The sequence below is a fragment of the Streptomyces sp. NPDC058457 genome (assembly GCF_042720695.1).
In the GTDB taxonomy this organism is placed as follows: Bacteria; Actinomycetota; Actinomycetes; order Streptomycetales; family Streptomycetaceae; genus Streptomyces.
In genome coordinates this window covers 318,376-332,126 of sequence record NZ_JBHXLU010000001.1, presented here as the reverse complement: position 1 = coordinate 332,126, position 13,751 = coordinate 318,376, and the positions used below count along the sequence as shown (strand labels likewise).

The following is a 13,751-nucleotide window of genomic DNA, read 5'->3' as shown; positions in this document are numbered from 1 at the left end:
AGCTCAGCTCAGCTCAGCTCAGGAAATCCCGCGCGATCTGCTCCGCCACCCGCTCCAGGATCGGCCCGGCGTCCGCGATGCACTTCACCATGTCGGGTTCGACCTCGGTCAGCGGGTAGGCACGGCGGATCCCGGCCCGGCCGAGCGCCGCCGGCGGCAGGGCGAGGCGGCCGCACACCGCCACGACCTCCTTGCCTGCGGCGCGCGCCGCGGCCGCCACTCCGGCCGGCGCCTTCCCGTGCAGGGTCTGCTCGTCCAGCGAACCCTCGCCCGTGATCACCAGCGACGCCCGCTCCAGCGCGGGCGCGAAGCCCAGGACGTCGAGCATCACCTCGATACCGGGCCGGAAGCGGGCGCCGAGCAGCAGCGCGCCGTATCCGATGCCTCCGGCGGCCCCCGCACCCGGCGCGGTCGCGTACTCGACGGCGCGCGGGCCGGCCTCGGCCTCCAGGACCTTCGCGAAGTGGTTCAGCGCCTCGTCCAGGGCCGCCACGTCGTCCGGCGAGGCCCCCTTCTGCGGGCCGTACACCGCGGGCGCGCCCTTCGGGCCGGTGAGCGGGTTGTCGACGTCGCTGGCGAGGACGAGAGCTACGGCGGACAGGCGCGGGTCCAGGCCGGACAGGTCCACCCGGGCCAGTTCGGCGAGGCCGCCGCCGCCCGGCGGAACCGGTTCACCCTCCTCGTCCAGGAACCGCGCCCCGAGCGCCGACAGCATCCCGGCACCGCCGTCGGTGGTGGCGCTCCCCCCGACACCGAAGACGATGGTGCGCGCACCGGCGTCCAGCGCGGCCCGCAGCAACTCTCCGGAGCCGTACGTGGAGGCGGTCAGGGGCGCGAAGACACCGCGGGGCAGCCGCTGCAGGCCGCTCGCCTCGGCCATCTCCACGACCGCGGTGTCGCCGCGCAGCGCGAACGCGGCGGTGACCTCCTGCCCCAGCGGCCCGGCGACCTCCCGCTCGTGCCGTTCGAACCCGGCCGCGACCGCCGCGGCCACCGTGCCGTCCCCGCCGTCCGCGACGGGCAGCGCCTCGACGTCGACGCCGGGCACGACCCGCCTGAGCCCCGCCGTGACCCGCTCGGCGACCTGCACGGCCGTCAGCGAGCCCTTGAACTTGTCCGCGGCGATGAGCACGCGCTGTGTCACCTGTATCCCCTTGCTCTCCGGGCCTCGCGCACGTCAAGGCCAGTCGCGCCGCTGTGACCTTAACCGGAGGACACCCTCCCCGTCATGCCCCGCCCGAAGCCTGGGAAGGGACTGGGAACCGGCTGGGAAGGCAGGACGCCGGAAAACGGGTAGACCACAGACATGAGCAGTCTGGGACCCGAGTTCGCCGACCGTGTGCTCGGCGGCTGGCTCGGCCGGATCGCGGGCAACATGCTCGGCAAACCGGTCGAGCAGGGCGACGTGTGGACCCGTGGGCGCATCGACGGCTATCTGCGGCGGGCCGCCGCCCTGCCGCTCACCGACTACCTCCCCGAGCCCGCCGACGAGCGCGACGTCCTCGCCCTGCGCCCCGAGTGGCGGCAGTGCGTACGCGGCCGCGTCCACGGCAGCTGCCGCGACGACGACGTCGACTACGCGATCCTCGGCCTGCACCTCCTGGAGACCCACGGCTTCGGCTTCAGCACCGAGCAGGTCGGCGAGCTCTGGCTGCAACGGCTGCCGTACCTCCAGACCTTCACGGCGGAACGGGCCGCCTACCGCAACCTCGCCAACGGGCTGAAACCGCCCCTCACCGCCACCTACGACAATCCCTACCAGGAGTGGATCGGCGCCCTGATCCGCGCCGACGTCTTCGGCTGGACCTGCCCCGGCGACCCGCACCGGGCCGCCGCCCTGGCCCGTCGCGACGCCGTGCTCTCTCATTCGGGGAACGGCGTGTACGGCGCGATGTGGGCCGCCGCGCTGGTCTCGGCGGCGTTCACCGCGCCGACGGTGCGGCAGGCGGTCGACACCGCGCTCACCGTCGTACCGGCGGGCTGCCGCCTGGCCAGGACCGTGCGCCGGGTCGTCTCCCTCTACGAGACGCGGCTGAGCTGGGAGGACACCCTCACCACCGTCTCCGACGAGACCTCCGGCCTCGGCTGGATCCACGTCGTCCCGAACGTGGCCGTCCTCACCGCCGGGCTCCTCCACGGCGACGGCGACTTCACCCGGACCATCGCCCTCACCGTGCGCGGCGGCCTGGACACCGACTCCAACGGCGCGACGGCGGGCTCGGTGGCCGGGGTGCTGGCCGGCGCGGCGGCCGTCCCGGACCAGTGGAAGGCCCCTCTTGAGGACACGGTCCGCAGCGCCGTCTTCGGCTTCGACGGGGCCCGCATCAGCGACCTGGCGGAGCGGACCGTCCACCTCGCCCGGACGAGTACGGCGTCCGCACTGGCTACTCTTCCCGAGTGACCACGACTGACGCCTACGCCGCGTACATCGCGAGCCTCCCCCGGATCCTCGCCGGGGCCGCCGCGCTCATCCGGGACGCCGAGGGACGGGTGCTGCTCGTCGAGCCCAACTACCGGGAGGGCTGGGCTCTGCCGGGCGGGACCGTAGAGTCCGACGACGGGGAGACCCCGCGCCAGGGCGCCCGCCGGGAGACCCTGGAGGAGATCGGCCTGGACCGCGAGATGGGCCGGCTGCTCGCGGTGGACTGGGTGCACGGCGCGGGCCGGCCGCCGATCGTCGCCTACCTCTACGACGGCGGTGTCGTCTCCGCCGCCGACCTGAGGGCGATCCGCCTCCAGGAGGAGGAGCTGCTGTCCTGGCGGTTGGTCCCCCGCGCGGAACTCACCGCCCATCTGCCGGGCTCGCTGGGCCGCCGTGTCCTGGCCGCACTGGACGTCCTGCCCGAGGGCTCGGGCACCGCCGAGCTGGAGAACGGCCACCGGGTGGGCTGAACGACCCGCCGACACCCGCTCGCCGCCCGCACCGGACCCGCCCTGCCCGCCCTTCCCGCGAACACACGACCAAGCACCTCGCCGCCGTCCTCAGCGGCGCCGGTGTCCCGACCGACAGCGGGATTCCGTCCATGCATCCCGAGCACGGCGCGAGCACGGACAACCAACAGACCACTTCAGACCGGGACGCCCAGGGGCTGTCCCGTATGCAGTGCTTCGGCCGAGGGTGACAGGGCGCAGGTGGACAAGTCGGTGGCAGGCTGACCGCCGGTAAGGGACGATCACGACGGGCACGGCCCTGCTCCTGCCGGACCCGCCCGGCGTTGAGCGGTGTGGTGCCGTGCTGACGTCGGATCGATGCTCGGCCTGGCGCATTCCACGCAGGGCCGGAGAGGACGCGCGTGTCACTCGCTCTTGAAGATCGCTTGGCCATCACCGAACTGGTCTCGTTACACGGCCACCTCGTCGACGACGGAAGCCTCGACCGGTTGGAGGAGTTGTTCACCGCCGATGTGGTCTACGACCTCACCGACTTCGGCCAGGAGCCGCTGTCCGGGGTGGCAGCCATCCGAGAAGCGGCATGGGCGCTGGGAGCGGCCAACCCTGTCGCACATCACGTCACCAACGTCGTCGTGACGGCATTGGCGGACGGCCGGGTGCAGATCCGTTCCAAGGGGCTGGGTGTCAAGGCGGACGGCTCCTGCGGTTCCGTCTCCTACGACGACACCGCCGTGCGCACCGCTGACGGCTGGCGGATCAGCCATCGCAAGGTGTCGCCACGCCGGACTCCCTTGGGAGGGATGACAGAGCCCGGCCAGGACCAGGCACATCCCACCTGGTCCTGACAGTGATTGATCACTTCCTCGATACCGAAACGCTCCCAGCCGTACCTGAGCAGCACGGTAGCGGGCTTCTGGCTGCACGGGGTCGACTTCGACTTCCGCAGACCCTGGCCGCGAACCTGCGCGGTCACAGCACTGTCCCGGGGCGGTCATGTCTACGCTGGCGGCGTGACGTTGGTGTGGGTGACGGGCAATTCAGGGACTGGTAAGTCCACGGTCTGCGGGGTACTGCGAGCGCGTGGCTACGTTGCGCTCGACGCCGACGAGGACGGCTTCAGTCGCTGGATCGACCGAGCCAAGGGTGAGGTGGTGGTGGATCCTCCCTATCCGGTTCCTGAGGGCTGGCTCGACCGATACGGGTGGGCGATCGTCCGCGAGCGCGTCGAGACCCTCGTCGAGGAGTCTCGTTCCCGAGTCGCGTTCTTGTGTGGGTCGGCGGAGAACGAGGCAGACGTCCGCGATCTTTTCGACCTCATCGTGTGTCTGGTGATCGACGAGGACACCCTCCGCCACCGGCTCGCGACGCGCACTACGAACACATTCGGTCAACATCCCGAAGAGCTCGCAGCGGCCCTGAAGTGGAATCCTCGGATGCGAGCGATCTACGAAAGCCGTGCCGCGACGATCATCGATGCGTCCAAGCCGGTGACCGAGGTGGCGGACAGCGTGATCGCCGCAGTTCAGGGACTCACAGGGGCCACCCGATAACTCGGATCACGCCTGCGCGCCGCGTGGTCGGTGTTACATCCGCCGATGCCTTGCGACGGCGGGATTCCGTCCATGCGTCCCGAGCATGGACAGGGGGCCTGTGGCCGGCGTGGCCACCGACCACGGCGCACGGCTGATCATCGTCACCACCGAGCCAACGCCCTACGAGGACCAGGGCGAGCCGGAGTACGTGAGGTGCTTCGCCCTCTGAGCGAGCTACGCGAGCTTCTTCAGCTGCGCGTCGACGATGTCCTGGGGGATCGTCGGGGGCTGGATGGGGTTGAGGGACATGAAGGTGGCGATGGTGGATTCCTGGCGGACGACCAGGACGGTGAAGGGGATGCCGGGTCCCCTGCCGCCGTCGACGACGACCCGGGAGGCGTCGAAAGCGAGGGTCTCGTCGCCGTAGCCGGAAACGGACCGGGACCGGCTACCGGAATACCCCAGCCCAGCATCGGGGTGAGCAGCGGACGGGCGCATCTCGGCGGTGGCGCACTTCGCGAGCGCTGCGCGCAGTTCGGTCATCGCCCTGCGGGCATCGGCAAGAGTGTAGGAGGTCAGGCCGACACTCGCGTGCTGCCCGAGATCGTCGGAGGCGGACACCACGTCCTGGATGACCTGGGCCGTGAAGTCGTGCAGGCTGCCCAGCTCTGCGGCCGCGTAGACGGGTCGGCAAGGTGCGGGTGTGACGGCGCGGTAGGCCGTGAGCACGTCGTGGTCCACCGGGCTGCCCTTGCCCGTGACGGTATCGACCGTATAGCCGGGGACGTCGTGCGAGGTCAGTGCCAGGCCGTCGAGGCCCTTCTGGTCGAGCCCCTTCCCGGTCTCGGAGACGGGCGATCCGGATGCCTGCTGCGGCGCCGAGCTCGCAGGCGAGGCGGATCCTGCGGTCGCAGACCTCTTACGTGCTCCAGCATCGTCCCCGCTGTCCGCACCGCACGCGCCGGTCAGCGCCAGCACCGACACCACACCCGCCGCCGCTACGACCCGTCTTCCGAGTGCAGAAACATTCATCATCCGCCCACCCCCCGATGCCCCGACTGGGAGCACCCGCGCGAGAAACCCCGGCGTGCGCCGGGACTGAAGTTCACGGGAGCCTAACGGGAACCGGCGAAGTGCCCGTCACCCGCCCCGATGTGGGATGCGGCGCCCAGCCGGCCCGGGCCGGAGGGACCACCCGGACACCCGGAACAGCGGGGCGAGTTGCCGCACGGTGAGGTTCGTCCGCCAGTACGCGGCTCCATGACTCGCAGCCTCTGGCGGGACATGTCTCGGTCGCCCGGACGGATTCGGCGTGGGAGTCTCCCGTCCGTGGCTACCGAAACCGAGGTGGGAGAGCTGTTGCACCGGCGCGGCCGGCGGACGGCGTTCACCGTCGCTGGACGGCCGGTGCAGGGCCGCGACCGTCGACGACGGCCAAGCACTCGGCTGGTTCCACAAGCTGCCCGGCTCCGACCTCTGGTGGTGGCGGCGACACCCTCGTAACCTCGCCGGAGACCTCGGGCGTTCGCTGCGCTCGGTCGGTGCCGTCGGTACCGACCCTGACGGGTTTCGGCAGGGGCGGTGCGCCGGGGACGCGGCCGCTCCCTGATATCCGTTCGCCTCCGTCCGCGCAGGCGTCCTAGTCTCGGCCCATGAACAAGCCTCTCGTCGCCATCCTGAGTGGGGCAGGCATCTCCACCGATTCCGGGATCCCCGATTATCGCGGCCCCAACGGGCTGTGGCGGCGCGATCCCGAGGCCGAGAAGCTCGTGACGTACGAGTACTACATGGGCGACCCGGAGATCCGGCGCCGGTCCTGGCAGATGCGGCGGAAGAACCGGACGCTGAAGGCCGAGCCGAACGCCGCGCACCGGGCGGTGGCCGAGCTGGAACAGTCCGGCGTGCCGGTCAGGGTCATCACCCAGAACGTCGACGGACTCCACCAGCTCGGCGGCATGCCCGCCCGTAAGGTGCTCGAACTGCACGGCAGCGCGCGCAGCGTCGTGTGCACGAAGTGTCATACGCGGGGGCCGATGGAGGACGCCATCGCCCGGGTCGCGGCCGGCGAGGAGGATCCGCCGTGCCTGGAGTGCGGCGGGATCCTGAAATCGGCGACCGTGATGTTCGGGGAGCAACTCGACCCGGGCGTCCTCGGTGAAGCCCTCGCCATCAGCAAGGCCTGCACGGTGTTCATCGCCGTCGGCAGCAGCCTCCAGGTGCAGCCGGCCGCGGGGCTCGCGGGCGTGGCCGCCGACCACGGGGCACGGCTGGTCATCGTCAACGCCGAACCCACGCCCTACGACGAACTGGCCGACGAAGTCATCCGCGAACCCATCGGTACCGCGCTGCCCAAGCTGATGCAGCGGCTGACCGCGGAGAACCACTCCTAGGCGCCGGCAGGGCTCACCTGCATCACGAACACGCCCGCTTCCTCCGACGCCGTCCGGGCCGCAGCGCTGTCCGGCCGGCACTTCGGCGGCCGTGGTGTCCATGACCTGAGCACCCGCGCGTACGCCGTAAGCTCCATGCCGCCGAGCAGCATGAGTTCGACGTTCTCGTCCTGGACGAGTTCCTCGCACACCGCCAGTCCGTCGGTGATCACGGAGATCCGGCCGCCCCCGTCCGGGCCGCACCGGCTCGCCGGGCCGCCCGCCCGAACGGCTGCCGAGCCGGGCGGCGAGACCAGCTGACGCCAGATCTTGGTCAACCGTCCAAGACGCTGCGATAGCATGGGTGGCACACGCATTCCGTCGTCGAAGCAGAAGGCGAGCCAGATGTCCCGCATGGCAGCGAAGGACCGACGCGAGGAGCTGATCGCGGCGGGGTTTCGGGTGATGATCCGCGAGGGAGTCGCGAAGGCGACCACACGGGCCATCGTCAACGAGGCGAAAATGCCGCTGGGCGTCTTCCATTACTGCTTCAACTCGCGCGAGGAACTGCTTCAGGAAGTCCTCACCCGCTTCACCGACGCCACGGTGGCCACCGCGCGGAAGACGTTCGAAGGCGAGGGCGACCTCGGATCACGGATCACCAGGAGCCTGAGCGCCTTCTGGGGCACTGTCGAGCTCAGTCCGGGAGAGCACCAGGTCAGCTACGAACTCACGCACTACGCCCTGCGCCAGGCCGGGTTGGAGGACCTGGCCCGGCGCCAGTACCAGCACTACCGGGAAGTCCACCAGGAACTCCTGGAGGAGGCCGCCGACGCTGCGGGCATCGAGTGGGCCGTGCCCGTTCCGGTGCTGGCCCGCTACCTCAACGCGGTGCTCGACGGCATCACTCTGAGCTGGCTGGTCGACCGCGACAGCGAGCACAGCCGCGAGGTCCTGCGCCTGACCGGCGAACACCTCCTGACACTGGCCCGCCCGCGAGCGGCCTAGTCGAACAGGTCGGGCTGTTCCGCGGTGATCTGGTCCCAGAGCGGACGGAACTGGAACCAGCCCGGCAGCGGTCCGGAGATCTGGTCGCGGACCATCCGCGCCGTCTCGGGGTCGATGAGCGTGGGCTCCCCGGCGGCCATGGCCAGCAACTGGGCCTGGCAGGACCGTTCCATGGTGATGAAGTACCAGGCCGCCTCGGCGACGGACGCGCCGACCGTGAGCAGTCCGTGGTTCCGCAGCACGACGGCCTTGCCGTCGCCCAGTGCCGCGCCGATGCGCCGGCCCTCCTCGGTGTCGTTCACCACGCCCCGGTAGTCCGCGTAGACGCCGTGGTCCTCGTAGAAGGCACAGGCGTCCTGGGTGATCGGTGCCAGCGGGACGCCGAGGCTGGAGAAGGCCTTGCCGTGCACGGAGTGGGTGTGCGCCGCCGCGACCACCTCCGGCCTGGCCCGGTGCACCTCCGAGTGGATGCAGAACGCGGCGTTGTTGACCGGGCGCCTGCCCTCCAGGAGCGTGCCGTCGTGGTCGACGAGGATCAGGTCGGAGACCCGGATCCGGCTGAACGACATACCGAAGGGGTTGACCCAGAACGCCGACGGGTTCTCGGGGTCACGGGCCGTGATGTGGCCTGCCACGCCCTCGGAGAATCCGAAGCGGGCGAACAGGCGGAAGGCGGCGGCGAGTTCCTGCTTGCGCACCTCGCGCTCCTGCTCGAAGGTCAGGTTCTGCTGGGGCAGCGGAAGGGAGACGCCTTCGGGCAGGGTGGCGACGGACGCGTGTGCCGTCGCCTCGGGGGTCATGGTCATGGTCTGGCCCTCTCGTGAACTGCGGATGCGTGAACTGCGGATGCGTGAAGTGCGGATGCGTGAAGTGCCGGATACGGAAAGTGCCGGGTGCGCGAACTGCGGACGGATAGCCACGGGTTCGTCAACTGCGGTTTCTGGCAGCGCTATTCGGCGCGGCCGCGCAGGCCTCTGCCGTACATGACGTCCACCAGGCGGAGCAGGGACCGGTAGGCCGAAGGCTCGTACGGGATCATGTGCATGTCCCGGCGCATCGGGAACCGGTTGATGCTGACGGCCTGGAGCCGGGTGTACTTGAGGAATCCCTCGGCCCCGTGGCGGACCCCGAGGCCCGACTCCTTCCAGCCGCCCATCGGCAGGCCCAGGGCCATGTAGTTGGTCTGGGCGTCGTTGATGGTGACGCATCCGGCCTCGAACCGTTCGGCGAGGCGGCGGGCGCGCTTCATGTCCGACCCGATGATCGAGGCCTGGAGCCCGTACGGGCTGTCGTTGACCAGCCGGATGGCCTCCTCTGCGTCGGCGACCTTCATCACGGGCAGCGTGGGGCCGAAGGTCTCCTCCCGCATGCACTTCATGCTGTGGTCGACGTCGACGAGCAGCGTGGGTTCGAAGAACCGGCCGGGTCCTTCGGAGGCATGCCCGCCGACGAGTACGCGGGCGCCCTTGCGCACGGCGTCCTCGACGTGGTCCTTGATGACCTCCAGTTGGGGCGGGAAGGTGACGGCGCCCACGTCGACGCTTCCGAGCCCGGCAGGCCGGCCCGAGGTGACCTGCTGGAACCGCTCCCGCAGCAGGGCGAGGTACGCGTCGTACACCGGCGCCTCGACGTAGACCCGCTCCACCGAGGTGCACATCTGCCCGCCGTTGGACAGGGCCCCCTGGATCGTGACGTTGACGGCCCGCTCAAGGGCGGCGTCGGACAGGACGACCAGGGCGTCCTTGCCGCCGAGCTCCAGTGAGCAGGGGATGAGGCGCTCGCCCGCCCGGGCCGCGACCTGGCGGCCGGTCCTGGTCGATCCGGTGAACATCACGAAGTCCACGGTGTCCACGACCGCACGCCCGGTGGCCCCCGCGCCGGTGACGACCTGGAAGACGCCCTCGGGCCAGCCGCACTCGCGGGCCATCCGCGCCATGAGCAGCGCGGTGAGCGGGGTCTGTTCGGAGGGCTTCAGGACGACCGCGTTGCCCGCGGCGAGGGCGGGGACGGCGTCGCCGAAGGAGTTGAGCAGCGGGTTGTTCCAGGGCCCGATGACTCCGACGACACCGCGCGGCACCCGGCGCGTGTACATGCTGCGGCCGAGGACGAAGGGCGAGAGGGAGCGGATCCTCGTCGGCGCGAGCAGGCCGCGGGCCTGCTTCGCCCAGTAGGCGAAGGCGGCGGCGCAGTAGACGATCTCGACGATCGCGTCCTCCCGCGCCTTGCCGTTCTCCTCGACGATGCGGTCGGCGATCTCCTCCCGGTGGGCCAGCAGCCAGCGGCGGCCGCGCGCGAAGAACCCGGCGCGCGCCCGGGTGTCCAGCCCGGCCCAGTCCCGCTGCGCCCGCCGGGCGCGCTCCACCGCCCGCGCCACCTCCTCTGCGGACGTGTCGGGCACCTCGCCGACCACCGCTCCGGTGGCGGGATCGTCCACCGCGATACGTGCCCCCACCGGGGGGCCTGCTGCGACGAGGGATTGGTTCTGGGTCACGAAAACTCCCCACCGGAACGTTGACTTCTCTTCGCCCAGAATGAGACGGTCACCCGTACAAGTCAAGCGTCTTGTACAAGCGTCCAAGTCGTGGGGAGAGGCGCTTGGCCCTCTCGATCCCGCGTCCAGAAGGAGCGGTCGGATGAAGAGGACGGCATCGGTCGCGCTGAGCGGCCTGGGCGTTCCCGAGTCCCTGCGCTGGCATCAGGGAGCCCTGTGGTTCTCGGATCTCGCGCACGGCACGGTGCACCGATGGGACGGAGCCGGAGAGCCGGAGGCGGTGCTCAAGGTCCCCGGCCGGGCGGGCGGACTCGGCTGGCTCCCCGACGGCCGCCTGCTCGTCGTCTCCATGGACGGTGGCTGCGTGTACCGCCTGGAGGCCGACGGCGAACTGGTCGAACACGCCGACCTGCGGCACATCGTCGGCGGTCCGGTCAACGACATGCTCGTCGACCCCGAAGGGCGTGCCTACGTCGGCAACTTCGGCTTCGACTACCACGCCCACTCCCGCGAGCACCCGAACTCCATGCTCTACACGCCACCCGGCCCGCCGAGAGCCCCGCTCGCCTGCCTGGCGCCGGACGGCAGCCTGCTCGGGCTGACCGAGCCCCTGCTCTTCCCGAACGGGACCCTGCTCAGCCCCGACGGCAGAACCGTGATCGTGGCCGAGAGCCTGGCCATGCGGCTGACCGCCTTCTCCAGGAACCCCGACGGCTCCCTTACGGATCCGCGACCGTGGGCGCCCCTGATCTCACCGCTCCTGTGGCGCCTCGTGAACCACCCGGGGACGGCCGGCCGCGTCACCCGCAGGATCTCGGCGCTCCTGGACCGCCCCGCCGTCTCCAAGCGCTCCTCGTCCCCGATCGCCCCGGACGGCATCGGGTGGGACGCCGACGGCACGTCGATATGGGTCGCGAACGCCCTGCGAGGTGAGTGCGTGCGCGTCGCACCCGGCGGCCGGGTCATCGACCGGGTCGCCACGAGCCAGCACACCCTGAGCTGCCTGATGGCCGGAGCCGACGGACGCACCCTCTTCGCCGCCACCGTCCCGACGGACGACCCCGTCCGCGCCGCCGAACTCAACGGCGGCCGCGTCGAACTGGTGCGGATGTGACTCCCGAAGCCCCCAAAGCCCCAAAGCCCCGAAGCCCCGAGGTCCCGAAGCTTTGAAGCCCGAGGTCCCGAAGTAACAATTCGCGTGAATTCGATCTGAACAATTGACTTGGACAGTTGACCAGGAGAATCTGTGGCCATGCCCCGAACATCCGAGAAGAGCCGGGTCATCCTCGTGACCGGCGCAGCCGGCGGCATCGGAGCCGCCATCGCGGAACTGGCGGTCGCGCGCGGCCATCACGTCATGCTGACCGACGTGGACGAGGACGCCGTCCTGGCCCGGGCCCGCGCCCTCGGCGACCGCGCCGCCGCTCACACCCTGGACATCCGCTCCCCCGAGGAGTGGATCCGGGCCTTCGACGCGGCGCAGGCCCGCTTCGGGGTCGTCGACGTGCTGGTCAACAACGCCGGCATCACCCACACCGGGAACGCCCGCGATCTCCGCCCCCAGCAGCACCGCGACATCGTCGAGATCAACCTGCTCGGCACCGTCACGGGAGTCTGCACGGCGCTGGGACGCATGACCGCGCAGGGCCACGGTCACATCATCAACGTCTGCAGCATGACGTCGTTCCTGCCGTTGCCCGGATACGCCACCTACGGGGGCACGAAGCACGGACTTCGCGCCTTCCACCACAGCGTCGCGATAGAGGAACGCGATGGACCGGTGGACTTCACGATCGTCCATCCGCCGTCCACCCGGACCGGCATGCTCGACCAGGAAATGGCCGACCCCACCTCCGCCATCGCCTTCGCGGAGAAGTCCTACGCCCCGGAACAGATCGCCGAGGCCGTCGTCGACGCGGTCACCACCAGGCCGGTCGAAGTGGTGTTCCCGCCGTTCGCCGGCCGCGTGCAACGGGTCGCCGGAGTCTTCCCCAGGCTGATGCGCCGGATCATCCCCGTCGTCGAGGCCAGGGGCCGGCGGCAGCGGGCGAGGCTGCTCTCCGCTCCGGGCATCCCGTCGTCCGGGAACTGAGGGGCGTCCCCCGCCCGCACTTCCCCCCCCGCCCGCTCTTCGCACGAACCTCCCAGAAAGGGTGCGGATGTGAGTACGCACGTCACGTTCCGGCCGGACGCCAAAAGGGCCCTGGCCGCTGTCAGCGGGCCGGACCACGACCGGATGATCCAGCTGAACCGGGCCACGGAACACCTGGAACCACCGTTCGCCGTGGTGGACCTGGACGCCTTCGACGCCAACGCCGCCGATCTGGCCCTTCGGGCGGCCGGGCGGGCGACCATCCGCCTGGCCAGCAAGTCGGTCCGCAGCCGCGAGCTGATCGGGCGGGCCGTCCGGCGTCCGGGGTACCGGGGAATCCTCGCCTTCACACTGCCGGAGGCCCTGTGGCTGGCCGAGGACCACGAGGACGTGGTGATCGGGTATCCGACGACGGACCGCACCGCGCTGCGGCGGCTCGCCTCGGACGAGCGCGCGGCCTCGCGCGTCACCCTCATGATCGACTCGATCGGCCAACTGGACTTCGTGGACGAGGTGGTGGGCACCTCCCGCCCCGACATCCGCGTCTGCATCGATCTGGACGCCTCGCTGGAACTGGCCGGAGGCCGTATCCACCTGGGCCCGTACCGGTCGCCGGTGCACTCCCCCCGGCAGGCCGCCGCACTCGCCCGTGCCGTCCAGGAGCGGCCCGGATTCCGGCTGGCCGGACTCATGTCCTACGAGGGCCAGATCGCCGGCCTGGGCGACAACCAGCCCGGTTCGCTGCTCAGGCGGGCCGCGGTCCGCACCATGCAGCGCCTGTCCGCCGCCGAACTGGCAGACCGGCGCGCGGCGGTCATAGCCGCGGTGGAGGCCGTGGCCCCGCTGGAGTTCGTCAACGGCGGCGGTACGGGCTCCGTCGAGCAGACCTCCGCCGAAGACGTCATCACCGAGATCGGTGCCGGATCGGGGCTCTACGGACCCGGACTCTTCGACTTCTACCGGCGTTTCCGCCCCCGTCCCGCCGCCTTCTTCGTCATGTCCGTCGTGCGCCGGCCGAGCGCCAGGATCGCCACCGTGCTCGGCGGCGGCTGGATCGCCTCCGGCCCGACCGAACCGGACCGGCAGCCCACCTTGACGTGGCCGCACGGCCTGCGCACGAACCCCCGGGAAGGGGCCGGCGAGGTCCAGACCCCGGTCCTGGGTGCCGCCGCGCACGGACTGCGGCTCGGCGACCACGTGTGGTTCCGGCACGCCAAGGCCGGCGAACTGTGCGAACGCGTCAACACGCTCCACCTGGTGTCCGGCGCGGAGGTCGTCGACGAGGTCGCGACCTACCGGGGCGAGGGACACGCCTTCTTGTGAGCCGTGCCCGAGCCGTGCCTGAGCCGTTTCCGAGCCGTGCCCGA

General features: G+C 70.8%; 15 protein-coding genes and 1 pseudogene. 10 read left to right on the top strand and 6 right to left on the bottom strand.

The features are described from left to right. Positions 1 to 13: 13 nt before the first annotated feature. The gene (locus ACFWPS_RS01535) at positions 14 to 1,132 is read right to left on the bottom strand and encodes a glycerate kinase (RefSeq protein WP_383699805.1); all 1,119 of its coding nucleotides are present in this window, start codon (positions 1,130 to 1,132) and stop codon (positions 14 to 16) included. A 174-nt stretch (positions 1,133 to 1,306) separates the two neighbouring features. Between ACFWPS_RS01535 and ACFWPS_RS01530 the strand changes: the two genes are divergently transcribed. From ACFWPS_RS01530 to ACFWPS_RS01510, 5 genes are all read left to right on the top strand, one after another. Next, positions 1,307 to 2,401, top strand: coding sequence for an ADP-ribosylglycohydrolase family protein (locus ACFWPS_RS01530; protein WP_383699629.1), 1,095 nt, complete (start codon positions 1,307 to 1,309; stop codon positions 2,399 to 2,401). After that, positions 2,398 to 2,892 carry an NUDIX domain-containing protein gene (locus ACFWPS_RS01525; RefSeq protein ID WP_383699627.1) on the top strand — a complete coding sequence of 165 codons (495 nt, stop codon included), beginning with the start codon at positions 2,398 to 2,400 and terminating at the stop codon, positions 2,890 to 2,892. Before ACFWPS_RS01530 ends, ACFWPS_RS01525 begins: the two co-directional genes overlap by 4 nt. 425 nt (positions 2,893 to 3,317) lie before the next feature. Next, positions 3,318 to 3,737: a nuclear transport factor 2 family protein gene (locus tag ACFWPS_RS01520; RefSeq protein ID WP_383699625.1), complete on the top strand. Its 420-nt coding sequence runs from the start codon at positions 3,318 to 3,320 to the stop codon at positions 3,735 to 3,737. A gap of 165 nt (positions 3,738 to 3,902) precedes the next feature. Further along, positions 3,903 to 4,442: an AAA family ATPase gene (locus ACFWPS_RS01515; RefSeq protein WP_383699622.1), complete on the top strand. Its 540-nt coding sequence runs from the start codon at positions 3,903 to 3,905 to the stop codon at positions 4,440 to 4,442. 85 nt (positions 4,443 to 4,527) lie between these two features. Further along, a complete protein-coding gene (locus tag ACFWPS_RS01510; protein ID WP_383699620.1) occupies positions 4,528 to 4,653 on the top strand; it encodes a hypothetical protein in 126 nt (41 codons plus the stop codon). Positions 4,654 to 4,658: 5 nt separating this feature from the next. Here the strand turns inward: ACFWPS_RS01510 and ACFWPS_RS01505 are convergent, their stop codons facing one another. Together ACFWPS_RS01505 and ACFWPS_RS01500 are read right to left on the bottom strand one after the other, a co-directional pair. Continuing rightward, positions 4,659 to 5,459 carry a hypothetical protein gene (locus tag ACFWPS_RS01505; RefSeq protein WP_383699618.1) on the bottom strand — a complete coding sequence of 267 codons (801 nt, stop codon included), beginning with the start codon at positions 5,457 to 5,459 and terminating at the stop codon, positions 4,659 to 4,661. Positions 5,460 to 5,570: 111 nt separating this feature from the next. Next, positions 5,571 to 5,723: pseudogene (locus tag ACFWPS_RS01500) on the bottom strand (IS5/IS1182 family transposase); the annotation flags it as partial. Between the two features lie 353 nt (positions 5,724 to 6,076). Between ACFWPS_RS01500 and ACFWPS_RS01495 the strand changes: the two are divergent. Further along, entirely contained in the window at positions 6,077 to 6,814 is a 738-nt protein-coding gene (locus ACFWPS_RS01495; protein ID WP_383699616.1) for an NAD-dependent deacetylase, read from the top strand. On the opposite strand, the gene ACFWPS_RS01490 is transcribed toward ACFWPS_RS01495, so the two are convergent. After that, complete coding sequence (locus ACFWPS_RS01490) at positions 6,811 to 7,131, bottom strand: hypothetical protein (protein WP_383699614.1); 321 nt, start codon at positions 7,129 to 7,131, stop codon at positions 6,811 to 6,813. The genes ACFWPS_RS01495 and ACFWPS_RS01490 overlap by 4 nt on opposite strands. 22 nt (positions 7,132 to 7,153) lie before the next feature. Here ACFWPS_RS01490 and ACFWPS_RS01485 point away from each other — a divergent pair, with 22 nt between their 5' ends. Then, complete coding sequence (locus ACFWPS_RS01485; RefSeq protein WP_383699612.1) at positions 7,154 to 7,801, top strand: TetR/AcrR family transcriptional regulator; 648 nt, start codon at positions 7,154 to 7,156, stop codon at positions 7,799 to 7,801. On the opposite strand, the gene ACFWPS_RS01480 is transcribed toward ACFWPS_RS01485, so the two are convergent. Further along, positions 7,798 to 8,607: a class II aldolase/adducin family protein gene (locus ACFWPS_RS01480; protein WP_383699610.1), complete on the bottom strand. Its 810-nt coding sequence runs from the start codon at positions 8,605 to 8,607 to the stop codon at positions 7,798 to 7,800. The two genes, ACFWPS_RS01485 and ACFWPS_RS01480, sit on opposite strands and share 4 nt — an antisense overlap. Before the next feature lie 143 nt (positions 8,608 to 8,750). Then, complete coding sequence (locus ACFWPS_RS01475) at positions 8,751 to 10,292, bottom strand: aldehyde dehydrogenase family protein (protein WP_383699608.1); 1,542 nt, start codon at positions 10,290 to 10,292, stop codon at positions 8,751 to 8,753. Between the two features lie 142 nt (positions 10,293 to 10,434). Between ACFWPS_RS01475 and ACFWPS_RS01470 the strand changes: the two genes are divergently transcribed. The 3 genes from ACFWPS_RS01470 (at position 10,435) to ACFWPS_RS01460 (ending at position 13,707) form a co-directional block, all read left to right on the top strand. Further along, positions 10,435 to 11,406, top strand: a complete 972-nt coding sequence (locus ACFWPS_RS01470; protein WP_383699606.1) for an SMP-30/gluconolactonase/LRE family protein — start codon at positions 10,435 to 10,437, stop codon at positions 11,404 to 11,406. A 138-nt stretch (positions 11,407 to 11,544) separates the two neighbouring features. After that, positions 11,545 to 12,384, top strand: coding sequence for an SDR family NAD(P)-dependent oxidoreductase (locus ACFWPS_RS01465; protein WP_383699604.1), 840 nt, complete (start codon positions 11,545 to 11,547; stop codon positions 12,382 to 12,384). A gap of 144 nt (positions 12,385 to 12,528) precedes the next feature. Beyond that, entirely contained in the window at positions 12,529 to 13,707 is a 1,179-nt protein-coding gene (locus tag ACFWPS_RS01460; protein ID WP_383699803.1) for an amino acid deaminase/aldolase, read from the top strand. Positions 13,708 to 13,751: the final 44 nt, after the last annotated feature.